The 25,205-nt window shown below is 71.7% G+C and carries 23 protein-coding genes; 18 read left to right on the forward strand and 5 right to left on the reverse strand.

Annotated features, from left to right (window positions below):
• Position 1 precedes the first annotated feature (1 nt).
• Together OG992_RS28700 and OG992_RS28705 are read left to right on the forward strand one after the other, a co-directional pair.
• Positions 2 to 481, forward strand: coding sequence for an N-acetyltransferase (locus OG992_RS28700; protein WP_238687232.1), 480 nt, complete (start codon positions 2 to 4; stop codon positions 479 to 481).
• Between the two features lie 94 nt (positions 482 to 575).
• On the forward strand, positions 576 to 1,718 hold the full coding sequence (locus tag OG992_RS28705; protein WP_238687233.1) for a polysaccharide pyruvyl transferase family protein: 1,143 nt from the start codon (positions 576 to 578) through the stop codon (positions 1,716 to 1,718).
• 8 nt (positions 1,719 to 1,726) lie between these two features.
• On the opposite strand, the gene OG992_RS28710 is transcribed toward OG992_RS28705, so the two are convergent.
• Complete coding sequence (locus tag OG992_RS28710; RefSeq protein WP_238687234.1) at positions 1,727 to 1,933, reverse strand: hypothetical protein; 207 nt, start codon at positions 1,931 to 1,933, stop codon at positions 1,727 to 1,729.
• 82 nt (positions 1,934 to 2,015) lie between these two features.
• Here OG992_RS28710 and OG992_RS28715 point away from each other — a divergent pair, with 82 nt between their 5' ends.
• A complete protein-coding gene (locus OG992_RS28715) occupies positions 2,016 to 2,534 on the forward strand; it encodes a DinB family protein (RefSeq protein ID WP_266304784.1) in 519 nt (172 codons plus the stop codon).
• Between the two features lie 29 nt (positions 2,535 to 2,563).
• Here the strand turns inward: OG992_RS28715 and OG992_RS28720 are convergent, their stop codons facing one another.
• Positions 2,564 to 3,436, reverse strand: coding sequence for a carbohydrate kinase family protein (locus OG992_RS28720; RefSeq protein WP_266304785.1), 873 nt, complete (start codon positions 3,434 to 3,436; stop codon positions 2,564 to 2,566).
• A 191-nt stretch (positions 3,437 to 3,627) separates the two neighbouring features.
• Between OG992_RS28720 and OG992_RS28725 the strand changes: the two genes are divergently transcribed.
• Both OG992_RS28725 and OG992_RS28730 read left to right on the forward strand, forming a co-directional pair.
• The gene (locus tag OG992_RS28725; protein ID WP_266304786.1) at positions 3,628 to 7,020 is read left to right on the forward strand and encodes a DEAD/DEAH box helicase; all 3,393 of its coding nucleotides are present in this window, start codon (positions 3,628 to 3,630) and stop codon (positions 7,018 to 7,020) included.
• Positions 7,017 to 7,919, forward strand: coding sequence for an SWIM zinc finger family protein (locus OG992_RS28730; protein WP_266304787.1), 903 nt, complete (start codon positions 7,017 to 7,019; stop codon positions 7,917 to 7,919). Before OG992_RS28725 ends, OG992_RS28730 begins: the two co-directional genes overlap by 4 nt.
• A gap of 46 nt (positions 7,920 to 7,965) precedes the next feature.
• Here OG992_RS28730 and OG992_RS28735 read toward each other — a convergent pair whose 3' ends face one another.
• The gene (locus OG992_RS28735) at positions 7,966 to 8,223 is read right to left on the reverse strand and encodes a DUF3040 domain-containing protein (RefSeq protein WP_091409372.1); all 258 of its coding nucleotides are present in this window, start codon (positions 8,221 to 8,223) and stop codon (positions 7,966 to 7,968) included.
• 431 nt (positions 8,224 to 8,654) lie between these two features.
• On the opposite strand from OG992_RS28735, the gene OG992_RS28740 reads away from it, so the two are divergent.
• From OG992_RS28740 to OG992_RS28760, 5 genes are read left to right on the forward strand one after another with little or no spacing between them, the layout of a single operon-like run.
• The gene (locus tag OG992_RS28740; protein WP_238687239.1) at positions 8,655 to 10,736 is read left to right on the forward strand and encodes a DUF1800 domain-containing protein; all 2,082 of its coding nucleotides are present in this window, start codon (positions 8,655 to 8,657) and stop codon (positions 10,734 to 10,736) included.
• Between the two features lie 8 nt (positions 10,737 to 10,744).
• On the forward strand, positions 10,745 to 12,127 hold the full coding sequence (locus tag OG992_RS28745; RefSeq protein ID WP_238687240.1) for a DUF1501 domain-containing protein: 1,383 nt from the start codon (positions 10,745 to 10,747) through the stop codon (positions 12,125 to 12,127).
• Positions 12,124 to 13,542, forward strand: a complete 1,419-nt coding sequence (locus tag OG992_RS28750) for a ferric reductase-like transmembrane domain-containing protein (protein WP_238687241.1) — start codon at positions 12,124 to 12,126, stop codon at positions 13,540 to 13,542. The genes OG992_RS28745 and OG992_RS28750 overlap by 4 nt, the downstream gene beginning before the upstream one ends.
• A gap of 13 nt (positions 13,543 to 13,555) precedes the next feature.
• Entirely contained in the window at positions 13,556 to 14,173 is a 618-nt protein-coding gene (locus tag OG992_RS28755; RefSeq protein WP_238687242.1) for an FMN-binding protein, read from the forward strand.
• 49 nt (positions 14,174 to 14,222) lie between these two features.
• Positions 14,223 to 14,945, forward strand: coding sequence for an FAD:protein FMN transferase (locus OG992_RS28760; protein WP_266305289.1), 723 nt, complete (start codon positions 14,223 to 14,225; stop codon positions 14,943 to 14,945).
• 408 nt (positions 14,946 to 15,353) lie between these two features.
• Here OG992_RS28760 and OG992_RS28765 read toward each other — a convergent pair whose 3' ends face one another.
• Complete coding sequence (locus OG992_RS28765) at positions 15,354 to 16,025, reverse strand: bifunctional DNA primase/polymerase (protein WP_091409390.1); 672 nt, start codon at positions 16,023 to 16,025, stop codon at positions 15,354 to 15,356.
• A 248-nt stretch (positions 16,026 to 16,273) separates the two neighbouring features.
• Between OG992_RS28765 and OG992_RS28770 the strand changes: the two genes are divergently transcribed.
• The 7 genes from OG992_RS28770 to mctP all read left to right on the forward strand — a co-directional run bounded on the left by OG992_RS28770 (position 16,274) and on the right by mctP (position 23,002).
• The gene (locus OG992_RS28770) at positions 16,274 to 17,503 is read left to right on the forward strand and encodes a helix-turn-helix domain-containing protein (RefSeq protein ID WP_238680500.1); all 1,230 of its coding nucleotides are present in this window, start codon (positions 16,274 to 16,276) and stop codon (positions 17,501 to 17,503) included.
• Between the two features lie 16 nt (positions 17,504 to 17,519).
• Positions 17,520 to 18,092 (forward strand): flavoprotein, encoded by a 573-nt coding sequence (locus OG992_RS28775; protein ID WP_238687243.1) that lies wholly within the window; start codon positions 17,520 to 17,522, stop codon positions 18,090 to 18,092.
• 82 nt (positions 18,093 to 18,174) lie between these two features.
• Entirely contained in the window at positions 18,175 to 19,047 is an 873-nt protein-coding gene (locus OG992_RS28780) for a Nif3-like dinuclear metal center hexameric protein (protein ID WP_238687244.1), read from the forward strand.
• A complete protein-coding gene (locus OG992_RS28785) occupies positions 19,037 to 19,774 on the forward strand; it encodes a zinc ribbon domain-containing protein (RefSeq protein WP_238687245.1) in 738 nt (245 codons plus the stop codon). The genes OG992_RS28780 and OG992_RS28785 overlap by 11 nt, the downstream gene beginning before the upstream one ends.
• A gap of 3 nt (positions 19,775 to 19,777) precedes the next feature.
• Positions 19,778 to 20,947: a bifunctional RNase H/acid phosphatase gene (locus OG992_RS28790; RefSeq protein ID WP_238687246.1), complete on the forward strand. Its 1,170-nt coding sequence runs from the start codon at positions 19,778 to 19,780 to the stop codon at positions 20,945 to 20,947.
• A 163-nt stretch (positions 20,948 to 21,110) separates the two neighbouring features.
• Complete coding sequence (locus OG992_RS28795; RefSeq protein ID WP_091409411.1) at positions 21,111 to 21,353, forward strand: DUF3311 domain-containing protein; 243 nt, start codon at positions 21,111 to 21,113, stop codon at positions 21,351 to 21,353.
• Entirely contained in the window at positions 21,353 to 23,002 is a 1,650-nt protein-coding gene (gene mctP, locus OG992_RS28800) for a monocarboxylate uptake permease MctP (RefSeq protein WP_238687247.1), read from the forward strand. Before OG992_RS28795 ends, mctP begins: the two co-directional genes overlap by 1 nt.
• Positions 23,003 to 23,462: 460 nt before the next feature.
• Here the strand turns inward: mctP and OG992_RS28805 are convergent, their stop codons facing one another.
• Entirely contained in the window at positions 23,463 to 23,924 is a 462-nt protein-coding gene (locus tag OG992_RS28805; protein ID WP_238687248.1) for a MarR family winged helix-turn-helix transcriptional regulator, read from the reverse strand.
• Between the two features lie 54 nt (positions 23,925 to 23,978).
• Between OG992_RS28805 and OG992_RS28810 the strand changes: the two genes are divergently transcribed.
• Positions 23,979 to 25,202 (forward strand): MFS transporter, encoded by a 1,224-nt coding sequence (locus OG992_RS28810; RefSeq protein ID WP_266304788.1) that lies wholly within the window; start codon positions 23,979 to 23,981, stop codon positions 25,200 to 25,202.
• The last annotated feature ends 3 nt before the right edge of the window (positions 25,203 to 25,205 follow it).

Raw genomic sequence — 25,205 nt, forward strand, 5'->3', positions numbered from 1 at the left:
TGTGGAGTTGACGTTGACGCCGATGACGGCACAGGAGTTGGCCCGCCTGCTCGAATCACTGGAGCAGGGGTACGCCGAGGACCTGGTGGCGCATCGGGGGCTGACCCCGGAGGCGGCCCTCGACCGGTCGGTCACCCAGATCCGGGAGTCTCTGCCGGCGGGCGCGGCCACCGAGGGCGCCCTGCTGCGGGTGGGCCGGGTCGGCGACACCGAGGTCGGCTGGATCTGGGTGACACTGCCGACGGCCGCCGCCCCGAACCAGGCCTGGATCCACAACATCGAGGTGCACGAGGAGCACCGGGGACACGGGCACGCGCGGCGGATGATCCAGCTCATCGAGGCGGAACTCGCCCACCTCGGCGTGGCCGAGCTGGGTCTGAACGTCTTCGGCACGAACACCGTGGCGATCGGCCTCTACCGCAGTCTGGGCTTCGAGGTCACCTCGCAGCAGATGGCGAAGCGCCTCACCCCGGCGGGCTGAGCTGCCGGCGGCCCCGGGGACGGGTCCCTTCGGCAGGACTGTTCACCTGCCCAGCGGGAAACCGGCGCGGACCGCACCTGGGGAGGAGCGACGGATGACGCACGGCGCCGGACTGACCATCGGTGTGCTCGGCTCGTACGGTGGGCGAAACCTCGGCGACGAGGCGATCCTCACCGGCCTGCTCACCGATCTGCGTACGCAGGAACCGAACGCCCGGATCATCGTCTTCTCTCGGAATCCGGAGCACACCCGGGCCGCCCATCCGGACGTCGAAGCGGTGCCCTGGGAGGGCGTGAGCCGTACCGACTCGGCCCTGGTCCTGGCCCAGCTCGACCTGCTCATCCTGGGCGGCGGCGGCATCCTGTACGACAGGGAGGCCCGCCGTTACCTGCGGGTGGTCCGGGTGGCCCAGGAACGCGGCCTGCCGCTGATCACGTACGCGGTGGGGGTCGGGCCGCTCAGCGACGGGGTGGACACCGGCATGGTCCGGGAGACGCTCTCCAGCGCGACCCAGGTGACCGTCCGGGACCAGGAGTCCCGGATGGTGCTGGAGGAGGCCGGCCTGCTGAACCCGATCACTGTCACCGCGGATCCGGCGTTCCTTCTGCAACCGGAGGAGTTTCCGGCCCACCTGCTGGCCGAGGAGGGTGTGCCGGTCGGCAAGCGCCTCGTCGGGATCAGCGTGCGGGAGCCGGGCCGGGCCGCCGAACGCCTCGACGTGGACGGCTACCACCGGCTGCTGGCCCAGATCGGTGACTTCCTGGTGCACCGGATCGACGCGTACGTGCTGTTCGTGCCGATGGAGCGCGACGACATCCGGCACTCCCACGGGGTGCTGTCGCACATGGTCGCCGCCGAGCGAGGTCGCATCCTGCACGGCACCTACTCTCCGCAGCAGGTGCTGGGGCTGATGCGCCACTTCGACCTGGCCGTCGGCATGCGCCTGCACTTCCTGATCTTCGCGGCGATGGTCGGTACGCCGTTCCTGCCCCTGCCGTACGCCGGCAAGGTCTTCGACCTGGCCCAACGGCTCGGCGTGCCGGCGCTACGCGGCGTGGAGCGGGAGGTCGAGGGCCCGCTGCTGGCCGAGGTCGACCGACTCTGGGACGAGCGGGAGCAACGCGCCGAGGCCACCGCACGACGGGTGGCGGAGGTGTGCGACCAGGCGCGGGGCACCTCGGAGGTCACCCGCGGCGTGTTGGAGAGCCTGCGAAGCCAGGCGCTCACCCGCGTCTGAGCGGGCGGTCACACCGCCGGGCCGGTCCACCGGTAGCACCACTCGCGGGCCTCCTCGCGGGCGGTCTCCAACTCGTAGATCTGCGCGTCGGCCAGCCCACCGGAGCCGAGGTGATGGTGGGTCAGCGGCGGACGGCCGTTGCTGTCCAGTTCGACGGTGATGGTCTGCCCGTCCGCCGTGCCGCCGACGAGAAGGATCTGCACGGATGAAGCCATGCGCCCATCCTGCCCGGCCCAGCGCCAGCCCGCAGCGGATAGCGGGGCAGCGGGGCGCCCGGCCCGTGGCTAGGGTCGGCGGATGGAGCAGACGATCGATCCCACGCTCGGTCCGGTGCTCGCCCGCACCGGCGACGAACGCGCCGTCCTGACCTCGTTCCTCGACTTCCACAGGGCCGTTGTGCTGCGCAAACTGCGCGGTCTCTCCGACGCCGACGCCCGACGCCGGCTGGTGCCGTCGGCGACCACGCTCGCCGGGCTGGTCAAGCACCTGACGCTGGTCGAGCGGAACTGGTTCCCGACCCTGTTGGCTCCCGAGCCCGACGACGTCTACCTGACCTCCGAGGAGGACGCGGTCGCCAGCTTCACGCTGGGCGACCAGGAAAGCACCGTCATGCTCACCGAGGCATACGAGCGGGCCTGTGCCCGCTCCCGGGCGGTCGCCGCGAGCATCGACCTCGACCACGTGGTGCCGCACCCGCAGCTCGGTGAGGTGTCGCTGCGCTGGATTCTGGTGCACATGATCGAGGAGACGGCCCGGCACGCGGGCCACGCCGACATCCTGCGCGAGCTGACCGACGGCGAGGCCGGCGCGCTCTGAGCCCCCTGGTCGCCGCACGCCGCCGGTCGTCAACCGGTGGGCAACAGGCCCGGCGGGTACTCCATCCCGTCGTGCGTACAGGCCGCGGCGGCAACCCGCGCCGCGTACCGGGCGGCACGCGTCAGTGGCTCACCGCGTAACCGGGCGGCGATCAGGCCGGCCGCGAAGGCGTCGCCCGCCCCGTTGCTGTCCACCACCGGCTTTTCCGGGGCGGCGGGTGGCACGGGCACCGCGGTGCCGTCACCCGGGTACAGCTCGGCGCCGTCCGCGCCGCGGGTCACCACCACCGTCCGGGGCGCCAGCGTGCCGGCGAGCGACGGGGCCCGGCCGCCCAACCGCACCCCGCTCAGCAGAATGAGGTCGGCGACCTGCGCGAACGGCTGATGGTAGGTGTTCTCGCCGTCCCAGTCGTGCAGGTCGGTGGAGAGCGCCGCGCCCGCCGGAACGGCAGCCCGCACGGCGGACAGCAACGGCACTGTCCAGTCCATGATCGAGAGGTGGACGTGCCGGGCGTCGCGGACCAGTGCGGCCAACTCGGCGGCGGAGAATGGTGGACCACCCTGCCACGGGCGCGGGTCGTACAGCGACGTGCGCCGCCCGCCCGGATCCACCAGGTTCACCGACCGGCGGGTGCCGCCCCGGTGCTCGGCCAGCAGCGCCGGCACCTCGGCCCGGGTCAACGCCGCCCGGACCAGCTCACCGGCCGGATCGGCACCGATGGTGTCGACAACCAGTACGCGCAGGCCGAGCGCCCGGGCGGCCAAGGCCACCCCGGCACCGGTGTTGCCGATCCGCAGCTCGATCGGCTCGACGGTGTGGGAATCGGCAGCCGGGAGGGGCAGCGCGGGCACCCGAACCCGTACGTCCACCCCAAGCCCGCCAAGAACCAGCAGATCGATCACGAAGCGACGCTAGCCCGTCACCCCTCCCACCTCCAGCCCTCCGCGATCTTGCGTTTTCTGCGGCGACAAAAGGTGCACAGTTCGCAGAACGACGACACAAACTGCAAGATCGCGCAGGTGGGCCGGTGGGTGCGGACGCCTGGTCGGGCGGGCCGCCTATTCTGGGGGCGGGCGGCGACTAGGGGGAGCAGGTGCTGGTCATCCACGGGCTGTGGTTGCCTGGCGGCAGCTCGACCGGCGGCCTCGCCGTCTGGGCCGAGGACAGCGCCGCACCGATTCCCGCTGCGCGTTCGGGCCGGCCAGCCCGGGAACGCCCGCATCCGTTCGCCGCCGGGCACACCGACCTGGCCGCCGTCCTCGCCGACGCCGCCGAGCCGAGCCGGCCGGACACCGCGCTCATCACCCTGCCCACGCTGGCGGGCGCGCCGACCGACTCACCCGAGCTGATCAGGACCACCGTCGCACCTGCGGCCCGTGGCCGGCTCACGCTGGCCGGGTGGCGGGTGCCCACACTGGTGTACGCCCCGGACGACGCCCTGTCGCTGCTGCGAGCCCTGGACGACATCCCGGCGGTGTCCGGGGCCACAGTGCGGCACCTCGCCGAGCTGGCCGACTTCGCCGCCGACCTGGTGACCCGTGGCCGCGTCCTCCCCGGCGTGCGCACGACGACGGTCGACCAGACGCGCGGCGCTGGCGCGACGGCGGGTGACTGGATGCCCGGCGCTGGCGCGACGGCGGCGTCGGGCGGTGCCGGGCAGGTGCCGGCGCAGGCGGTCTGGCGTCCGCTGCTGACCGGCACCGACGCCGCCTGGGCGCGCTCGCTGGCGCTGGCCCTGCCACCAGCCGCCCGAGCCGCCGTCCTGCTGCCGCCCGCTGCCGCGCTGCCGTCCACCGCCGCGCTGCCGTCCTCCGCCGCCGCTGCTCAGGGGTCTACCGGGAGCGCCGTCACCTCCGCTGCGGGGACCGTCGGCTCGGGCGGGCCTGAGCTGACCGCTGCCGCCCTGGTCGCGGATGCGCTGGACGCGTTGACCGACGCCGCCGCGCGGGCCGCGCTGGCGACCACCACGCTGGCCCGAGGGCTGCGCCCGGGTGGTCCGGCGCCGGCCTGGCTGGCCGCCCTCGCCGGCCCGCAGCGGGACTTCACCATCGACCCGGCCGGGCTGTCCACTCTCTCCGCCGAACTGGACGCCTGGCAGCGCGACGCCGCCGGTGGCCCGGTGCGGGCCAGTTTCCGCCTTGTGGAACCGGCCCCCGACGAGGTCACCGAACCGATCCTTGCCACCCGAGCGGTGCCCGCCGGCGGCGCGCCGGTGCCGGTGTCCGCCGATGGTGCGTCGGTGCCCGCCGACAGCGCGCCGGTGCCCGCCGACGGCGCGTCGGTGCCCGCCGACAGCGCGCCGGTGTCGGTCGGGTCGATCGGTGCCGGGCGCTGGCGGTTGGAGTTCGGGTTGCAGGCCGCGGACGAACCCGGCCTGCACGTCGACGCCGGGGACATCTGGCGAGCGCCGCAGACCCTCGGCGGCCTGGTCGGTCGGACGACCAGCCCGCAGGAGACGCTCCTCGCCGAGCTGGGCCGGGCCAGCCGGCTCTGGCCGGACCTGGACGTCGCCCTGCGCACCGCCGCCCCGGAGGTGATGGAACTCGACGTCGAGGGGGCGCACCGTTTCCTCAGTGCGGGCGCACCGGTGCTGCACGCAGCGGGTTTCGGGGTGCTGCTGCCGTCCTGGTGGCAGCGGCCGTCGGCGCGACTGGGCGCCCGCTTGCGAGCGCGCAGCCGCACCGCGCCGGGCACTGTGGGTGGCGCCGATGCCGGTGTCGGCCTGGACGCCCTGGTCGACTACCGCTGGGAGATCGCGCTCGGTGACCACCCGCTCTCCGCCGAGGAGTTGGCGGCGCTGGCCGAGACGAAGACCCCGCTGGTGCGGCTCCGCGGCCGGTGGGTGGAACTGGACCCGGGGCGGCTCGCGGCAGGGCTGCGTCTGCTCCGCTCCGCGGGTGAGCTGACCGTCGCCGACCTGCTCCGACTCGGGCTGGCCGACGGCGAGGCCACCGGCGAGCTGCCGGTGCTGGAGGTGACCGCCGACGGGGCGCTGGGCGACCTGCTCGCCGGCGCGGTCGAGCGGCGGCTCACCCCGCTGGACCCGCCACCGGGCTTTCGGGGGACGCTGCGGCCGTACCAGCAGCGAGGGCTGGCCTGGCTGGCCTTCCTGCGCTCACTCGGTCTGGGTGGTGTGCTCGCCGACGACATGGGGCTGGGCAAGACTGTGCAACTGCTCGCGCTGCTCGCCGGGGACCCACCGGAGGCCGGGCCGACGCTGCTGGTCTGTCCGATGTCGCTGGTCGGCAACTGGCAGCGGGAGGCGGCCCGGTTCACCCCGGAGTTGCGGGTCCACGTACACCATGGCGCCGAGCGGGCGCGGGGGGCGGAGTTCACAGCGGCCGCGCACGGCACGGACCTGGTCCTCACCACCTACTCGGTGGCCGCCCGCGACGCCGCCGACCTGGCCGGCATCGACTGGCACCGGGTGGTGGTGGACGAGGCGCAGGCGATCAAGAACGCGTCGACCCGGCAGGCCGAGGCGGTTCGCGCGCTGCCCGCCCGGCAGCGGGTGGCGGTGACCGGTACACCGGTGGAGAACCGCCTCGCCGACCTCTGGTCGATCATGCAGTTCGCCAATCCGGGTCTGCTCGGGCCGGCCGCGACGTTCCGCAAACGGTTCGCCGAGCCGATCGAGCGGCACGGCGACGCCGAGGCCGCCGAGCGGCTCCGCCGGATCACCGGCCCGTTCGTGTTGCGCCGGCTCAAGACCGACTCGTCGATCATCTCCGACCTGCCGGAGAAGCTGGAGATGGAGGTGCTCTGCAACCTCACCGCTGAGCAGGCAGCCCTGTACCAGGTGGTGGTCGACGACATGCTCGCCCGGATCGAGACCAGCGACGGCATCGAACGACGCGGCCTGGTGCTGGCCACCATGACCCGACTCAAGCAGGTGTGCAACCACCCCGCCCAGTTGCTGCGTGACGGCTCACCGCTGGAGGGCCGCTCCGGCAAGCTGGCTCGGCTCACCGAGATCCTGGAGGAGGTGCTGGCGGCGGGGGAGCGGGCACTGCTCTTCACCCAGTACGCCGAGTTCGGTGCGATGTTGCGGGGTCACCTGTCGGCACGGTTCGGCCGGGAGGTGCTGTTCCTGCACGGTGGCCTCGGCAAGGCCGAGCGGGACGCCCTGGTGCAGCGTTTCCAGTCGGCGGAGGGCCCGCCGCTGTTCGTCCTCTCCCTCAAGGCCGGCGGCACCGGGCTGACCCTGACCGCGGCGAACCACGTGGTGCATGTGGACCGGTGGTGGAACCCGGCGGTCGAGGACCAGGCCACCGACCGGGCGTTCCGGATCGGGCAGCGCCGACGGGTGCAGGTGCGCAAGTTCGTGTGCGCCGGCACTGTCGAGGAGAAGGTGGCCGCGATGATCGCCGACAAGCGGAGCCTCGCCCAACGGGTGGTCGGCACCGGCGAGCAGTGGATCACCGAGTTGTCCACCGGCCAGCTGCGGGACCTGTTCGCCCTGGAAGCCGGCGCGGTGGTCGAGTGACGGATTTCGCCGACTACGGGCGCCCACGTCGGGTCGACGGGGGCCTGCGGGCACGCAGTGCCCGGGGCGCGATCGGCCGGTCCTGGTGGTCGCGGCGTTTCCTGGAGGTGCTGGAGTCGTTCGCGCTCGGCACCCGGCTGACCCGGGGCCGGTCGTACGCGCGGGCCGGTCAGGTGCTCACGCTCGACATCACACCCGGGCGGGTCAACGCGGTGGTGCAGGGCTCCCGGCCGCAGCCTTACCAGGTGTCGATCGCGCTGAAGCCGTTCCGGGCGGCTCTCTGGTCCCGAATCGAGGACGAGCTGGCCGGGCAGGCGTTCTTCAGCGCCCGGCTGCTCGCCGGGGACCTCCCCGAGGAGTTGGAGGAGCTGTTCGCCGCCGTCGGCGCGCCGCTCTTCCCGGCGGCCGTGGACGAGTTGACCCAGCGCTGCAACTGCCCCGACTTCGCGGTGCCGTGCAAGCACCTCGCGGCGACGTTCTACCTGCTGGCCGAGGCGTTCGACGCGGACCCGTTCGAGCTGCTGCACTGGCGAGGTCGGTCCCGGGCGGAGTTGCTCGACGCGCTCCGCGCCCGGCGGGCCGCGAGCACCGGTGTCACCCCACCGTCCGCACCGGTCGGCTCACCGTCCGGACCGGACGGTGCGGTGTCGACAGTGGACGTCGTCGCCCCGGTCGGTGCCGCTCGGGCGCTCGCCGGGCTGTCGGCGACGCCGCTGGCGGATACGGCGGACCGGTTCTGGTCAGCACCGGTGCCGCTGCCGGATCGTCCGCCCCGACTGGTGACCGGCACCGACCTGCTGCTGCGCCAGCTCGGAGCGCCGGCCCCGGCCATCGGTGGGCCGGGACTGCTCGAACGGTTGCGCCGCGCGTACCGGGCGTTCGGTCCGGCCGACAGGTGAGCTGTCACGTCCACCGGTGGGGCCGTCCCGTTGAGCGGTTGAACAGTCACGTCCAGCGGCGGCGGAACCGCCACATGATCGCGGCGTTGGCCACCAGCACCACCGCGCAGATCGCGCCGGTGAGTCGACCGGCGAACACGGCTATCGCCGGCAGCGACGCCCACAGCACGATGGTCAACAACATCAGGTAGCGGCCCCTGCGGGCTCGGGCCCTGTGGTCCAGCCGGTTGAAGAAGGCCGGGTCACTTTCCCGGAGCTGACGGGTGATCTGGTCGAATCTGCGCTGATCCTCTTTGCTGAGCATGGCGCTGCCTTCCCCTCACGCGTTCAGCGGTTCGGCGGCATACCCGCTGCGGTGGCGGCTCACGCTCACCCGCTGCTGCTACTTTTCCTCCACGCGAGCGCGCTTCATGTCCGGCTTACCTGAACCTTAAGTTTGCCTTTGGTGGTGAACGACGCCGAAACTGTCGCGTACGGCGGCGTGGTCCGATCCGTGCTCGGCTGCCGCGCGTACGCCCTGCTGGGAAGGTCTGCGGGCAGGTCCATCCCATCGCCCACCGCCGAGGTCGCGCTGAGCGCTGTCTTAAGTGCCCCCACGAGTGGGTTCCGGCCACCTTGAAGGGCCCTGGGGCCTTGGTTACCTTGCCGTAGCAACCCCCTCAGGCAACAGTCGCCGCACCTGCCGCACCTGCCCGGTAGCAGCTTCCGGCGCTCATCAGAAATCGGGATTGGTACATGGCCGACCAGAATGTGCCACCACGTCGACCGCGGGACGACCGCGGTTGGGACGGACATCAGCACCCCAGCGCTGACGGCTACGGCGACCCCCACACGCCCGCGCCCTACGGCTACGACTCGCCCCACCCCTACCAGGGCGGCTACGCCGCGCCGGCCGACCCGCGTGAGCAGTACGCCGGGCAGCCCGCGCCCGCCCCGCGCGGTCCGCAGTGGGTCGGCCCGGAGGGCCTCGGCCGTCCGGCCCCGGCACGCCCGGCCGGCACCGGACTGCCCACCCTCGACGATGACAACGAGCCGGGTCGCAAGGTCGGCCGACGGAAGGCGATGGTGGCCCTCGGCGGCACCGCCGCCGTCGTCGCCGGTGGCGCGGCGCTCGCCATGACCCCGCAGATCCGTGGCCTCTTCGGCGACGAGGCGGCGGCGGGCGACGCGACCGGCAGCACGGTGACCGACGGCACCGCGGCGCGGCCCAGCGGCCAGCAGCCCAGCACCGTGCGTACCTACACCGAGCAGAACGAAAGCTACATGGGTTCGCGGGCCGGTGAGGCGCTGAAGAAGAACGCGCCGGCCGGTGGTCGCACCTTCTCCGGCCCGGCAGCGGCCGCGGCGGCGACCAAGGTGACAGTGAAGACCGTGCTGGCCAAGGACCCGATCCTGCACCTGGCCCGGCGCGCCACCTTCGGCGCGACGCCGGCTGTGGTCGCCGACATCAAGCGCGACGGCATGGACGCCTGGATCCGCGCCCAGCTGGACCCGGAGAAGTTGGAGCCGAGCAAGGGTGAGCTGAAGCTCGCCGAGCTGCCGACCCAGAAGCTCTCCGTGCAGCAGCTGCGTGACCAGCGGGACAAGCTCAACGAGCAGGACGCGCACCCGGAGCGGGAGATGGTCGACGCCACCATCGCCCGGCAGATCTGGTCCAAGCGCCAGCTGTTCGAGGTGATGGTCGACTTCTGGAACGACTTCCTGCACGTCGCCGCGGACTTCGACGGCGGCGAGGTGTACCGCAGCTCGTTCGACCAGGACGTCGTGCGCAAGCACGCGCTGGGCAGCTACCCGGAGATGCTGGTCGCCGCGAACAAGCACCCGGCGCTGCTGATCTACCTGAACCAGAAGGACTCCCGCAAGGACGCGATCAACGAGAACCTCGCCCGGGAGAACCTCGAGCTCTACTCGGTCGGCGTCGACGGCGGCTACAAGGAGCCGGACGTCCGGCAGGCCGCCATGTTGCAGACCGGCCGCGGTGTGGACGACAAGGGCAAGTACGTCTTCCGCCCCGAACAGCACTACGTCGGCAAGGTGAAGATCCTGGGCTTCACCCACGCGAACAACTCGGCCGACCCGAAGAAGGCCGAAGCGGCGATCGACGCGTACATCACCTACATCGCGACGCACCCGTCGACAGCGAAGTACGTGGCGCAGAGCCTGGCCACCCGGTTCGTCTCGGACACCCCGCCGAAGTCCCTCGTGGACCGGCTGGCGAAGACGTACACCACGAACAAGGGCATGATCAAGCCGGTCCTGATGACGCTGTTCTGCTCGTCGGAGTTCTGGGCCGGTGTGGGTCAGAAGGTGCGCCGGCCGATGGAGTACCTGGTCGCCACGTACCGCACCCTGGGCGTCTCGCCGGAGGCGTCGCCGAAGCACAACAACGGCGACAGCAAGCGCACCGCGTACGCCCGGGGGCTGCGCCAGATCCACGACAAGATGCGCGAGTTGGGTCAGTCCCCGATGGGTCATCCGACCCCGGACGGCTACCCGGACGTCTACGTCGCGTGGACCTCGGCCGGCACGATGGTCAACGGCTGGAACGAGGCGGGCGAGATCCTCGGCGGCTACCGCACCACCTTCACGTACACGGCGCCGGAGAAGCTGGTCGCCAAGCCACCGGCGACGGCCGGGGCGTACGTGGACGCGCTCTCCCTGCGGCTGGTGGGCCAGAAGTTGAGCACGCGGGAGAAGAACCTCATCCTCGGCGTGGCCGGTGTGGCGGCGACCACCAAGGTCGACGCCACGTTCAACGGGGCCATCACCGCCGTCGCGCGGGCGATCCTCGCTTCCCCCCAGCACCACCTCCGGTGAGGCACCCGATGGAGAAGACTGTGTACAACTCTTTCCCCCTGCACCCCGAATGCCCCGACGTGCGACGGCTGGCCGACAACCCGGCCGAGGCGTTGCTGCGCGCCGAGGCGGACATCGTCGCCGCCGAGAACGCCGCCGAGTTCGACAGGTACCGCACCCTGGAGGACCTGGAGGAGGCCCAGCAGGACGGTCGCGGCGTGACCCGGCGGACCTTCGTCGCCGGTGCCGCGGCCACCGCCACCGCGCTGGCCACCGCCCAGTTCGTCACCACTTCGGCGTCGTTCGCGGCGACCAAGACCGGCACCCTGATCCACGTCTTCCTCTACGGCGGGCTGGACGGCCTGAGCCTGATCGCGCCGGACAACGACGCGGTGCTCAACAAGGCCCGGCCCGACCTGCTGCTCGGCAACGACTCGCTGTCCCTGGGCCGCGGCTTCAAGCTGACCAGCGCGTTCAAGCCGTTGGAGAAGTGGCTCACGGCCGGTCAGTTGGGCTTCATCCCGGCGGTCTCCGACGAGCGGCTGTCCCGCAGCCACTTCCAGGCCGCCGACGCCTGCAACCTGGGCGGGCTGCCCAACGAGACCGGCGGCCGGGGTTGGCTCGACGGTCTGGTCGACAACCTGGGCAAGGGCACCGCGTTCCGCAGCGTCGGCATCGGCAGCACGCTGCCGCGTTCGCTGGTCGGCAACAACGGCGCGCTGTCGCTGAACAACGTCGGCTCCCTGCGGCTCAACGGTGACGAGCGGTTCCGGGCCGCCACCGAGAAGGCCATCAAGGGCCTCTTCACCGGGATCAACCACCCGGTCGAGGAAGCCGTGCAGGAGGGCATGGGCGCGCTGGCCACCGCCCAGAAGCTTGCCGCCAAGCCGTACCAGCCCGCCGAGGGCGTCAAGTACGAGGGCGTCGGCAACGCGTTCCAGCAACTCGCCCAGTTGATCAAGGGCGGCGCCAACGTCCGGGTCGCCACCGTCGGCATGGGCGGCTACGACACCCACGAGAACCAGGGCACCCGCGAGGGTGGCCAACTGCACCGCCGGCTCAACGAGCTGGCCAGCGCGATGGCCGCCTTCTTCACCGACCTCGGCCCGAAGGCCGCCGACGTGACGATCATGGTGTCCAGCGAGTTCGGCCGTCGGGTCGGCTCCAACAACAACGGCACCGACCACGGGCACGGCGGCGTGGTCACCCTGCTGTCCGGCAAGAAGCTGGCCGGTTCGCTGCTGGGCACCTGGAACGGTCTGGACAAGCTGGACTCCGGTGACGTGCCGGAGTACAACAACATGTTCAACGTCTACGGCGCCGTGGCGCAGGGCCGGTTCGGGCTCACCAACGCGGAGGTCGACAAGGTCTTCCCCCGCCAGAAGTACGCCCCGATGAAGCTGTACGCGTGACGCATTCGCACACCCACGCCGCCGGCCGTCGTACCGGGACCTCGTCCCGGCACGGCGGCCGGTCGGCTGCACCCGTACCCCCGCAGATCCCGGACCGGCGCGGACCCGGCGGCCGACGGCTGCTGGGTGTGCTGCTCCTGGTCGGCCTGCTCGCCAGCGTGCTGCCCTGGTGGCTGGGCACCCCGGCCGGATCGCTGCGGACCACCGCGGCAACAGTCACCTCGGCCGGCCGGATCACCGGCCTGGTCGCCGGCTACCTGCTGTTGGTGCAGGTGCTGATGATGAGCCGACTGCCGGTGCTGGAACGGTGGATCGGCGGCGAGCACATGGCCCGCTGGCACCGGGACATCGGCGCCACCCTGCTGGTCACCGTGCTGGCACACATGTCGCTGATCCTGGTCGGCTACGCCGACCTGCGTAAGCAGTCGATCCTCGCCGAGGTCGGCACGTTGCTCGGCGACTACGAGGACATGGTCTCGGCGTTCGTCGCCACCGGCATCATGATGCTCGTCGGGTTCAGCAGCATCCGGGCGATCCGGCGGGCGTTGCCCTACGAGATGTGGCACCTGCTGCACCTGTCCAGCTACCTGATCCTGCTGCTCGGCTTCGGCCACCAGTTCGCCCACGGCGCGCAGCTCTACCGGCCCGGCCCGGTGCGCACCGGCTGGATCGCGCTCTACGTGCTGGTGGTCGCCGCCCTGCTCTGGGGCCGCGTGATCGCGCCGCTGGCGTTCAACCTGCGCTACAAGCTGCGGGTCGCCGACGTGGTCGCCGAGAGCCCCGACACCATCTCCATCTACCTCACCGGGGAGCGGCTCGGCCGGCTGGCGATGCTCGGCGGCCAACACTTCCGCTGGCGGTTCCTCACCCGGGGCTGCTGGTGGCAGTCGCACCCGTTCTCCGTCTCCGCCGCCGCCAACGGCCGCTGGCTGCGGGTCACCGTGAAGGTGGTCGGCACCCACACCGCCGACCTGCGCGACCTGGAACCGGGCACCCGGGTCTGGGCCGAAGGCCCGTCGGGCACCTTCACCGCCGCGCACCGGCTCGGTGAGCGGGCGCTGCTGATCGCCGGCGGCAGCGGCATCACCCCGATCCGGGCCATGCTGGAAGAGTTGCCGCCGGGCGCGGCGCTGATCTACCGTGCCCGCACGCCGGCCGACGTGCTGCTCAGCCGCGAGTTGGACTGGCTGGCCCAGGAACGCCACACCTCCGTCTGGTACGTCATCGGCTCCCGCGACGACCCCGGCCCCCGCCAGTTGATGAGCCCGGACGGGCTGCGGCAACTGGTGCCCGACGTGGCCCGCCGCGACGTCTACCTGTGCGGGCCACCCGGTCTGGTGGAACAGTCGGTGCGGGCGCTGCGGCGGGCCGGCGTGCCCCGACGGCAGATCCACCTGGCCACGTTCGAGCTGTAGGAAGGGCATCCCCATGCGTCGCGCGCTCCTCGCGATCACCGGCCTGGCCGCCAGCACCACCGCGCTCGTGGTGTTCAAGGGCTCGCCAGGCACCAGCCAGGTCGCCCAGAACCTGCCGACAGCGCAGCCGGTCAACCCCTCCGGGGCGGGCACCGACCCCGGTGCCCTCGCGGATGCGCCGGGCACCGACCCGGCCGGCGGCACGCCGACGTCATCGGCAAGCGCCAAGCCGTCGACGTCGCCCAAGCCCGGCAAGACCACCGCGCGCCCGTCGGGCACCAAGACGACGAAGGCACCCAGCGCTCCGCGGACCACCACCAAGGCACCCCAGTCGACCACCCGGCGGATCGACGGAAACGGCTTCGACGCGGTTGAGGGCAGCCAGAAGTACGGGTACGTGCTGGTGCAGATCGTCGTCTCGGGTAACCGGATCGTCGACGCCGTCGCGCTGTCGCTGCCCAGCGGGGGTGAATCCGACATCCACAGTGGCGACGTTCGTACCGCCTACGACGGCAGCGGCGCCGAGGTGGTGCAGAAGCAGAGCGCCAACCTCAACACCGTCTCCGGTGCCACAGCCACCAGCGACGCCTACAAGAAGTCCCTGCGGTCCGCCATCGAGAAGGCATTCTGACGTGCGGGCCACGCTGACCCGACCCGGGCTGTGCCGGGTCGAACAGATCATGGGTACGACGATCACCCTGGACCTCGCCGACGATCTGCCACCGGCGACAGCGCGCGAGCTGGCGGACGAGGTCTTCGCCTGGATGCACGAGGTGGACACGCGGTTCAGCACCTACAAGCCGGACAGCGAGGCGTGCCGCTTCGACCGGGGTGAGGTGCTGCTCTCCGAGGCGTCAGCGGACCTGCGGTACGTGCTGGAGACCTGCGCCGACCTGTGGGGCGCCACCGACGGGTTCTTCGACGCGTACGCCACCGGTCGGCTCGACCCGTCCGGCTACGTCAAGGGCTGGGCCGCTCAGGTCGCCTCGGACCGCCTCGTCGCGGCCGGGGCCGTCAACCACTGCGTGAACGCCGGCGGCGACGTACGGGTGCGGGGCCTGTCGCCGTCCGGGGAGCCGTGGCGTATCGGCATCCGGCACCCGTGGGACGCGATGGCGGCCTGCCTGGTGCTCAGCGGGACCGACCTGGCAGTGGCCACGTCCGGCGTGTACGAGCGGGGCCGGCACGTGCTGGACCCGCGCCGGGGGGCACCGGCCAGTGGGCTGCGCTCGGTGACGGTGGTCGGCACCGACCTCGGGGTGGCCGACGCGTACGCCACCGCCGCCCTCGCCATGGGCACCCCCGGCCTCAACTGGCTGGCCCGCCTGGACGACCACACCCACGCGGCGATAACCGACAACGCCCGCCAATACCACTCCGCCAACCTCCCCCTAACCGACTAGCCCCCCCCGCGCCCCCCGCGCGCCCCTCCGCTCCCCGCGATCTTGCAGTTTCGGTTGCTGGCTTGTCCCGTTATGTAGAGATTGTCGGGACAGAATGTGCAAGATCGACGGGAGTTTGGGGTGGGGGTCGCGGCGACCCGACTAGCGGAGGGGGCGGTGGGTGCCGGCTGGGCGGGAGCCGGTGGGGCGTGGGCGGCCGGGGCGGGACCCGGACGGCCGGGTGCCGGCCCAGCGGCGCCCCGGGTGGCTGCGCCGGGGCGGCTCGGTGCCGCCGGGGTGAGGCGCTCTGTCGTTTGTGGACATCGTTCCCCCGTTCGTGGCGCGCGTTCGCACCGTCCCCCTGTCAACGAGGACCGACGCCTCGGCGACGCTGTCGGGCACCGGATCGAATCGTCGACCGGGCCGGCTTCACATGCCTCGTCGGGGCAGCGGCAGGTGACCGGGGAGCAGGTCGGGGGCGAGCGTCACCCCGGCGGCGCGTAGCGCCCCGATCAACGTGTTCTGCACGAGGTACGAATCCGGAAGCTGCCAGCGTGCCTGCTCCGGGGCGACCGCCCAGCGGACAGTGCCCTCCGGCAGCCGGGTGGGCGGCGCGGGGATCCACGAGCCCGGCCCGTGCCGGACCACGTGGAAGCAGTGCTCCAACTCCGGCCGGAGCGGGTCGCCGGGGCGGACGAGGAACATCCACCGCCCGGTGGGCGTGACCAGCACCGGTCCGCGTACGCCGGTGCCGGCCGGGTGGATCTGGACCGCGTCGAGCACGTGTCGGCCGAGGTGGGCGGGCACCTCCAGCACGTCGAAGGCTCGGCCGGTGGGCAGCAGCACCCCGTGTGGTCGGCTCCGCCACCAGGTCGCCACCCGGGCCGGGTCGGCGCTGGCGGCCAGTTCCCAGTTCTCCAGGGCGGGGTGGCAGCCCACTGTGGGACAGCCGGCCCGCCCGCAGACGAAGCGGCTGCGGGCCAGACAGGCACCCGGGGTGACTTCCCAGCCGTGTACCGCGTACCGGATGGCGACCCGGCGCAGCCGGACCCGTTCCAGCGGCGACAGTTCGGCAACGCGCGGTACGACATTCCCCCACATGTGTGCCAACTCCTCTCGTCGGGCCCGGCGTTCGCCAGGTCGCATGTCGAGCACCGTCACTGCCGTAACCCACGATCGTTGAGGTTGACGAACGGCTCGTGCAACTTGCACGAAAAGTACGAGGACCAGCTGTACGGCTGACGTACATCCTGTGCGACCAGCGAAAACCTGAAAATGAACGGCAGTCGCCGCACCCGCGGACATCGCCCCGACTCGATTGGTCGTCGGTGGCAGGGGAGGATGGGGAGATGGACGAGCTACCCATAGGACGGCGAGTGGCCTACTGGCGGGGGCGACGCAAGATGTCGCAGCAGGTCTTCGCGGACCGGCTGGGCAAGTCCAAGAGCTGGGTGGACAAGGTCGAACGCGGCGTCCGACGGCTGGACAAGTTCTCCGTCCTCTACGAGATCGCCGACATCCTCCAGATGGACGTGCAGCTGCTGATGGGCAAGGACCCGGAGCGGCGAGCCGACGCCCTCAACTGCATCGACCAGGTCGAGGTGCAGGAGATCCGGGCGGCGCTGGAACGCTACGACTCGATGAGCGCGTACTTCGACGCGGCCCCGTACCCGCCGCCGATGGACGACATGCGCAAGGCCGTCAACCACGCCTGGCTCACCTACCAGTACGGCCGCTACGGGATGCTCACCCGGGCGCTGCCGAAGCTGCTGCGCGACGCCCAGGCGGCCGACGCCGCCTACGGCGGTGAGCAGGCCGCCGAGGCGGCCCACCTGCTCGGCCAGGTCTACCAGATCGCCTCCTCGGTGCTGCGCAAGCTCGGCGAGTGTGAGCTCGCCTGGTTGGCCGCGGACCGGTCGATGGCGGTGGCCCAGCGGGCCGACGATCCGCTGCTCGCCGGGATCGCCACCACCCGGGTGTGCAACGCCCTGGTCGCGATGGGCCGGGCCCGCCCCGCGCTGGAGCTGAACGTCCAGATCGCCAACCGGTTGGCACCGGGTGGCAGCAACGAGGTCTCGCCGGCCCGCCTCTCCGTCTACGGGATGCTGCTGCTCCAGGGGGCGATGGCCGCGTCCCGCATCGGTGACTCGGCCAGCGTCGACGACCTGATCAACTGCGCGCAGGAGGCCGCCACCCTGCTCGGCGGCGACCACAACCACTACTGGACGTCGTTCGGCCCGACGAACGTCGAACTGCACCGGGCCGCCGCCGCTGTGGAGCTGGGCGACGGGGGGCGGGCCGTGGAGGTGCACCAGCTGCGCATCGCGGAGCCCTCCTTCAACGCGCTGCTGCCCGAGCGTCGCGCCCACCACCTGCTCGACATCGCCCGCGGGTACGCCCAGATAGGTGACGTGGCGAACGCGGGCGAGATGCTGCTGCTCGGTGATCGGCTCGCCCCGTCGGAGATCCGCTGCCGGCCGATCGCGCACGAGGTGATGTCCGACATCCTCCGTCGCACACGTGGTGCGCCGCCTTCTCCGGTAGCGGAGTTGGCTGAGCACATGGGAGTAGGGGTATGAGCGCGGAGCCGGTCTGATGGCCGGTGCAGCGCACAACAACGGGCACCGCGAGGTGCTCTACGTCATCGCCTGCGGTTCGCCGCTGGCCCGGCACGTCGGCCGTCTGGTCGACCTCGCCCAACAGGACGGTTGGGACGTCTGCGTGGTCACCACGCCGGACGGCGCGAAGTTCGTCGACCAGTCGGCCCTGATTCGGCAGACCGGCCACCCGGTGCGGACGCACTACAAGAACCCCGGTGACCCGGACGTGCTGCCACCCGCCGACGCCATGATCGTCTGCCCGGCCACCGTCAACACCGTCAACAAGTGGGCGGCCGGGATCACCGACACGCTCGCGCTCGGGCTGTTGGTCGAGGCGCAGGGCAAGGGCGTCCCCATCGTGGCGGTGCCGTACACCAACGCGGCGATGGCCTGCCACCCGGCGTTTCGTGCCGGGGTGGCCCGGTTGGCCGAGTGGGGTGTCACAGTGCTGTTCGGCGACGATGTGATCGCTCTGCATCCGCCCGGAACGGGGGAACAGCACCTGCACGCCTTCCCCTGGGCGATGCCGCTGGCCGCGTTGCAGACCGTTTCCTGGAGCGCCGCCTAGCGCATCCGGCAGATCTTCCACACGACGCGGCCGGGCCAGGTGTCACCGCCCAGCGGCCCCGACGCCGGTAAGCTGGCCCGCCGTGAGCACAAGCGGATCCGCCCCCACAGTCAGCGACGTGGTGGCCGCGCTGGAACGGCGCTTTCCGCCGGTCTGGGCGGAGGAGTGGGACCGGGTGGGCCTGGTGCTCGGTGAGCCGGCAACCCCGGTCCGCCGGGTGCTCTGCGTGGTCGACGTGGTGCCCGAGACTGTCGACGAAGCCCTCGCCGCCGACGCGGACATGATCGTCGCGCATCACCCGCTGCTGCTGCGCGGGGTGTCGTCGGTCGCCGCGACCACCTTCAAGGGGCGGATCATCCACCGGTTGATCCGGGCCGGGGTGGCGCTCTACGCGGCGCACACCAACGCCGACGTGGCCTCCCCGGGCGTCTCCGACGCCCTCGCCGCCCGCTTCGGGCTCACCGGTCTGCGCCCACTTCAACGACCCGCGCCCGGCTCGCCCGCCCACGGCGACGACAGGGGGTTCGGCCGGATCGGCGAACTGCCCGAGCCGATGACCCTCGCCGAGCTGACCCGGCACGCGGCAGCGGTGCTCCCCGTCACGTCCTGGGGAGTTCGCGCGGCGGGGGATCCCGGGCGTATGGTTCGTACCCTCGCCGTCAGCGGCGGGTCGGGGGACAGCTTCCTCGGCGCCGCGACCGCCGCCGGGGTGGACGCGTTCCTCACCGCCGACCTGCGGCACCACCCGGCCGGCGAGCACCTCGCCGCCGATGGTCCCGCCCTGATCGACGCCGCCCACTGGGCGACCGAACGACCGTGGCTGGACGACCTGGCCGCCTTCCTCCGGGAGGCGCTGGACGTCGAGACGCTGGTGTCCGACCTGGACACCGACCCGTGGACCGTGCACGCCGCCGCACCCGCTGTGGACGACAAGGAGCCCGACCGTGAAGGCTGACCCCAAGGTGCAGCGCCGCCTGCTCGACCTCCAGGCGATCGACACCAACCTCGCCCAGCTCGCCCACCGCAGGCGAACGCTTGCCGAGCGGGCCGAGCTGGAGTCGCTGGCTCGGGAGCTGTCGTCGATGGAGGACGAGCGGGTTCGCGCCCAGGTGGCTGTGGACGACCTGGACCGGGACATCGCCCGGTTGGAGAAGGACGTCGAGCAGGTCCGGGCCCGCAAGGAGAAGGACGAGAACCGGCTTGCCGCCGGCACCGGCCCGGCCCGTGAGCTGGAGGCGCTCCAGCACGAGCTGGTCTCGCTCAAGCGCCGCCAGGGCGACCTGGAGGACGCCGAGCTGGAGCTGATGGAGCAGCGGGAGACCGCGCAGGGCGTACTGGACGGCGTGGAGCAGCGGCTGGCCGAGACCCGGGACAAGCGGGCCGCTACCGAGCAGCGCCGCGACGAGGCGCTGGCCGAGATCGCCAAGGAGGAGGAGTTCAAGCGGGGCGCCCGTCAGCCGCTCGCCGCCGACCTCCCCAGCGACCTGGTCAACCTGTACGACAAGATCCGCGAGGACACCGGGTTGGGCGCCGCGCTGCTCACCGGGGGCCGCTGCGGCGGGTGCCGCCTGGACCTGTCCGGCGCCGACCTGGCCCGGATCCGCAAGGCCGCCCCCGACGACGTGGTCCGCTGCGAGGACTGCCGACGGATCATGGTCCGCACCAACGAGTCGGGCCTGTAGGTCGTGGCGCCGCGCGTGGTCTCCATGGAGGCCGACGGTGGGTCCCGGGGCAATCCCGGCCCCGCCGGTTACGGCGCTGTGGTCCGCGACCCGGAGACCGGCGAGGTGCTCGCCGAGCGCTCCGAGTCGCTCGGGACCGCCACCAACAACGTCGCCGAGTACCAGGGCCTGATCGCCGGGTTGACCGCCGCCGCCGAGTTGGGCGCCGCCGAGGTGGACGTCCGGATGGACTCCAAGCTGGTGGTCGAGCAGATGTGCGGCCGGTGGCAGATCAAGCACCCCGGCCTGCGGCCTCTCGCCGCCCAGGCCGCCGCGCTGGTGGGCCGGTTCGCAGCGGTCCGGTTCAGCTGGATTCCGCGCGAGCAGAACCGGCACGCCGACGCCCTCGCCAACGCCGCCATGGACGCCGCAGCGGGTCGTCCCCCGGCGACCGCGGCCCCCGCCCGTCCCGCGACGACTGGGGCCGCCGGCCAGCCCTCGACCCCGATCATCGGCAGCGACCCGGCGACCGCGCCGGCCTCCTGGGAGCCACGGCCGACCTTCACCGCCACCCGGCTCATCCTGGTCCGGCACGGCGAGACCGCCTACACCGAGCAGCGGCGCTACTCCGGGCGCGGCGACGTGCCGCTCTCCGAGCGTGGCCGGGCCCAGGCCCGCGCCACCGGCACTCGGGTCGCCGGGTTGGCCCCGTCCGTCGCGGCCGTGCTCAGCTCACCGTTGTCCCGGTGTACGGCCACCGCGGCGTCGATCGCCGAGGCGCTCGGCGGGGACGTGCCGGTCCGCACCGAGGACGACCTGATCGAGTGCGACTTCGGCCAGTGGGAGGGGCGCACCTTCGCCGAGGTGCGCCAGCAGTGGCCGGGGGAGATGGACGCCTGGCTCGCGTCACCCCGGATCGCGCCGCCGGACGGGGAGTCGTTCACCCAGGTCGCCGAACGCGCGCACCGGGTCATCTCGGGGCTGCTCACCGCGTACCCCGGTGAGACAGTGGTGGTCGTCTCGCACGTCTCGCCGATCAAGCTGATGCTGCGCGACGCCCTCGCGGCCGGCGACGGTTTCCTGCACCGGCTCTTCCTGGACGCGGCCGGCATCTCGGTGCTCGACATGTGGCCCGACGGCGGCGTGGCAGTGCGCACTGTCAACGACACCGCCCACCTCGCCACCCTCGACTGAGCCGCCACACCCTTCGTTGGTAACGGCCGGTCGGCCGCGCCGTTCGGCGCAGCCGGCCGGCCGTTCGGCGCAGCACCCTCCGAACGGGTCAGGTGACCGCCATCACAGAGTCGTAGCCTCCGGCCGTTACATCGAGAGCCACGACTCCCCGGAGGTGTGTCAGATGGCTGCACCCGAACCGGAGGCGCCGCCCACGGCGCCGACCAGGGCGAAGGACCACAGCCCCTGGAACTGGTTGCTCTTCATCCCCATCGTGGTGCCGCTGATCCCGGCGTTCTTCAATGGCGACTCGCCCCGGGTCTTCGGCTTCCCGCGCTTCTACTGGCTGCAACTGGCCTTCATCCTGCTCGGCGTCGGCACCACCACGTTGGTCTACCAGATGACGAAGAAGCGGGGAGGCCGCTGATGTGGCGCGACCATCTCACCGAGATCATCGTCTTCTCCCTGCTGTTCCTCCTGGTCAGCGTGATGGGCTTCGTGGCCGCCCGGTGGCGGGCACCGAAGGACATGGCGCACCTGGACGAGTGGGGGCTGGGCGGGCGCAGCTTCGGCGGCTGGATCACCTGGTTCCTGGTCGGCGGTGACCTCTACACCGCGTACACCTTCGTGGCGGTGCCGGCGTTGATGTTCGGTGCCGGCGCGGCCGGGTTCTTCGCCGTGCCGTACACCATCGTCATCTACCCGCTGGTCTTCCTGGTGCTGGTGCGGCTCTGGTCGGTGTCGCACCGGCACGGGTTCGTCACGCCTGCCGACTTCGTCCGCAACCGGTTCGACTCGCCGGTGCTGGCGCTGCTGATCGCCATCACCGGCATCGTCGCCACCATGCCGTACATCGCGTTGCAGCTGATCGGCATCGAGGCGGTGCTCAAGACGATGGGCGTCACCGGCGACAACGCGCTGGCCCGGCACCTGCCGATCATCATCGCGTTCGCCATCCTGGCCGCGTACACGTACCAGTCGGGGCTGCGCGCGCCCGCGTTGATCGCGTTCGTCAAGGACAGCCTGATCTACATCGTGATCCTGGTGGCGGTCATCTACCTGCCGTACAAGCTGGGCGGCTGGGGTGACATCTTCGCCGCCGCGGACGCGAAGTTCGACGCCTCACCCAACCCGAACGACGGCATCCTGCTCAACGGCAACAACCAGCTCCAGTACGTGACACTGGCGCTCGGCTCGGCGTTGGCGCTCTTCCTCTACCCGCACAGCATCACCGGTGTGCTGGCCAGCAGGAACCGCGACGTGATCAAGCGGAACATGTCGGCGCTGCCCGCGTACAGCCTGCTGCTCGGGTTGATCGCGCTGCTCGGCTACATGGCCATCGCGGCCGGCGTGAAGCCGCTGCCCGGCAACTCGGCCGGCTCGGTGGACAACAACACCATCGTCCCGCTGCTGTTCGACCAGCAGTTCCCGGACTGGTTCGCCGGTGTCGCGTACGCGGCGATCGGCATCGGCGCGCTGGTGCCCGCGGCGATCATGTCGATCGCGGCGGCGAACCTGTTCACCCGCAACATCTACAAGGAGTACCTGAAGCGCGACGCCTCCCCGGCCCAGGAGGCGAACGTCTCGAAGATCACCTCACTGGTGGTGAAGGTCGGCGCGGTGGCCTGCATCGTCTTCCTCGACCCGCAGTTCTCCATCGACCTCCAGCTGATCGGTGGCGTGATCATCCTGCAGACGCTACCGGCGGTGGCGCTGGGCCTCTACACCCGTTGGTTCCACCGCACCGGCCTGATCGTCGGCTGGGTGGCCGGCATGGGGCTGGGCATGTGGATGCTCTACCAGGTGGCCAGCCCGACCCGGAAGCACTTTGGCGGCTCGGCGTTCCCGCTGTCGGAGTTCGGGTTCGACACCACCCGGACGATCTACGTCGGCATCGTGGCGGTGGCGGTCAACCTGGCCGTGGCGGCGCTGGTGACGCTCGCGCTGCGGGCCGCGAAGGTCGAGGAAGGAGTCGACGGCACCGAGCCGGACGACTACTTCGCCGACGAGGGCGACCCACGGGTCACCCCGGGCCCCGACCGCGACGCCGACTCGGCCCGCGAGCCGGTCGCGTGACCTCAGGTACGCCCGGGCGCCGACGTCGGTCGGTGCCCGGGCGTACCTGTTCCGCCGTGGCGGCCGTGGGGTGTCTCCGCCGGCAGCCGCTTGCTCAGGTTGCGCGGGATCGGCTGTCGAGCTGATGTCGTAGACGATTCAGGCGCCGCCTGGCCTCGCCGATGGCCGTGGCGGGGCCTGGTGGCCGTGGCGGGGCCTGGTGGGCTGTGGCGGGGCTTGATGGCCGTGGCGGGGCCTGGTGGGCTGGCGGCTCCGGCGGGCCGGGCGGTTTTGCCGGCTTCGCCGCCAAGATCATGCTCGATCATTGTTGTAGTGGTGTCGGACCGCGCGGAATGCCACTACAACAAGGATCTTGCGCGATCTTGGCGGTGGACGGGGCTGTCGCGACCTGGTTCGCCGCGCAGCGTGGTGGTGGCCGGCGGATGCGCATTCGGCGACGGGAGCCACGCCACTGGCTGGGTTAGCGGGGGCGGTTGCGGTTTATCAGGGCCTGGTTGAGGCGGCCCAGTAGGGCGGCCAGGGTGGCGCGGTCCTCGGTGGTCCAGTCGGCCAGCATGTCGCCGTAGAGCCGGGTGCGGGCGGCCTGGACGGCGGCCATCCGTTGCAGACCGGCCGGGGTGGGGGAGATGACGGTGCCGCGGCCGTCGGACGGGTCCGGGGTGCGGGTGATGAGGCCGTCGCGCTGAAGCGCTGACACCTGTCGGGTGACTGTCGAGCCGTCCAGGTTGAGTCGGGCGGCGAGCGCGGAGACGTTCTGCGGGCCGGCGTCGGCCAGGTGGCGCAGGATGACGTACGCCGCGCGGTCCAGCACCCGGTGCTCGGCGGTGCCGGTGGCCCGCCGGGTGGCCTCGCCGAAGCGCATCAGCAGGGCCACCTCGGTCTCGATCCGGCCGAGGGTGCTCTCGTCGTGGTCGTCGCTCATAGCTGTATGATACAGAATAAGTACCTGTACGATACAGCTATCTGAGGAGTCGGAGTGGATCGGCGTTCCGAACCGAACCGCAGTGCCATCTACGCCACCACGCTGGTGGCCTTCCTCGCCATCGCCGGCATCGCCGTCGTCGACCCGATCCTGCCGGCCATCGGCGAGGCGATCGGGGTCACCGCCTGGCAGGTCGAGCTGCTGTTCACCGCGTACATCGCGGTCATGGCCCTTGGCATGATCCCGGCGACCCTGGCCAGCGGCCGGTTCGGCTTCAAGCCGGTGCTCATCACCGGCGTCTCAGTGGTCGGCCTGGCCGCAATCCTCGCCTCGTTCAGCGACAACATCGTGCAGCTCTCCGTGCTGCGCGGCGTCTGGGGGCTGGGCAACGCGATGTTCTTCGCCACCGCCATGGTGGTCCTGGTCAACCTGGCCGTCGACCGGGAATGGGTGGTGGGCCTCTTCGAGACCGCCCTCGGCCTCGGCTTCGCCGTCGGACCGCTGATCGGTGGCCTGCTCGGCGAGGTCAGCTGGCGGCTGCCGTTCTTCGTCTGCGGCGTCTTCATGGTCCTCGCCCTCGGCGTGGCCTCCCGCAAACTCCGCGAGCCCACCAACCGCCAAGCCCCGGTACGCGTCGGCCAGATCTTCGCCACCTACCGCCGGCCGGCGTTCATCGCCCTCTGCGTGGTCACCGCCGCGTACAACTTCGTGTTCTTCGTGGTGCTCGGCTACACGCCGCTCTTCCTCGGCCTGGAGGTCATCCCGCTGGGGCTCGCGTTCACCGGCTGGGGGCTCGGCCTGGCCGCCGGCATCTTGGTGATCGGCCACCGGCTGGCCCACCGCATCGGCGCGGTACAGACCGTCGGCGTCGCCATCGTCGGGCTGCTGGTCTGCATGGTCCTCTTCGCCACCTCCACCAGCACCGCCGAGGCGCTCGTGGTGCTGGTGCTCGCCGGACTCTGCATGGGACTGGCCAACGCCAACCTCACCGACCTGGCGCTCGGCCTCGGCTCCAGCGACCGGCGCGTCGCCACCGGCGCGTTCAACCTGGTTCGCTGGGGCGCCGCCGCGCCGGCACCGATCATCTCCGGCAAGCTCGCCGAGCAGTCGCTGTCGCTGCCGTTCTGGGTCGGCTTCGGAGTGCTCGCCGTCGGCGTGCTCGTCTACCTGGCCTTCGCCCACCTGATGGCCGCCGGCTACGGCGAACGCGTCCTCTGGTCCCGCTGGAACCGCGCCGCCGCCGACACCGAACACGAGCCCGTCGGCGAGACCTACTGAGCG

The sequence above is a fragment of the Micromonospora sp. NBC_00362 genome, assembly GCF_026342155.1.
GTDB classification, from domain to species: Bacteria; Actinomycetota; Actinomycetes; order Mycobacteriales; family Micromonosporaceae; genus Micromonospora; species Micromonospora hortensis.

What these genes read in the sequence shown, in the direction of transcription:
- OG992_RS28770 (WP_238680500.1), top strand. Translation starts at nt 16,274, where the DNA reads ATGGACGAGCTACCCATAGGACGGCGAGTGGCCTACTGGCGGGGGCGA.
- OG992_RS28740 (WP_238687239.1), top strand. Translation starts at nt 8,655, where the DNA reads ATGGCCGACCAGAATGTGCCACCACGTCGACCGCGGGACGACCGCGGT.
- OG992_RS28765 (WP_091409390.1), bottom strand. Translation starts at nt 16,025, where the DNA reads ATGTGGGGGAATGTCGTACCGCGCGTTGCCGAACTGTCGCCGCTGGAA.
- OG992_RS28710 (WP_238687234.1), bottom strand. Translation starts at nt 1,933, where the DNA reads ATGGCTTCATCCGTGCAGATCCTTCTCGTCGGCGGCACGGCGGACGGG.
- mctP (WP_238687247.1), top strand. Translation starts at nt 21,353, where the DNA reads ATGTGGCGCGACCATCTCACCGAGATCATCGTCTTCTCCCTGCTGTTC.
- OG992_RS28745 (WP_238687240.1), top strand. Translation starts at nt 10,745, where the DNA reads ATGGAGAAGACTGTGTACAACTCTTTCCCCCTGCACCCCGAATGCCCC.
- OG992_RS28805 (WP_238687248.1), bottom strand. Translation starts at nt 23,924, where the DNA reads ATGAGCGACGACCACGACGAGAGCACCCTCGGCCGGATCGAGACCGAG.
- OG992_RS28735 (WP_091409372.1), bottom strand. Translation starts at nt 8,223, where the DNA reads ATGCTCAGCAAAGAGGATCAGCGCAGATTCGACCAGATCACCCGTCAG.
- OG992_RS28715 (WP_266304784.1), top strand. Translation starts at nt 2,016, where the DNA reads ATGGAGCAGACGATCGATCCCACGCTCGGTCCGGTGCTCGCCCGCACC.
- OG992_RS28775 (WP_238687243.1), top strand. Translation starts at nt 17,520, where the DNA reads ATGGCCGGTGCAGCGCACAACAACGGGCACCGCGAGGTGCTCTACGTC.
- OG992_RS28795 (WP_091409411.1), top strand. Translation starts at nt 21,111, where the DNA reads ATGGCTGCACCCGAACCGGAGGCGCCGCCCACGGCGCCGACCAGGGCG.
- OG992_RS28760 (WP_266305289.1), top strand. Translation starts at nt 14,223, where the DNA reads ATGGGTACGACGATCACCCTGGACCTCGCCGACGATCTGCCACCGGCG.
- OG992_RS28705 (WP_238687233.1), top strand. Translation starts at nt 576, where the DNA reads ATGACGCACGGCGCCGGACTGACCATCGGTGTGCTCGGCTCGTACGGT.
- OG992_RS28755 (WP_238687242.1), top strand. Translation starts at nt 13,556, where the DNA reads ATGCGTCGCGCGCTCCTCGCGATCACCGGCCTGGCCGCCAGCACCACC.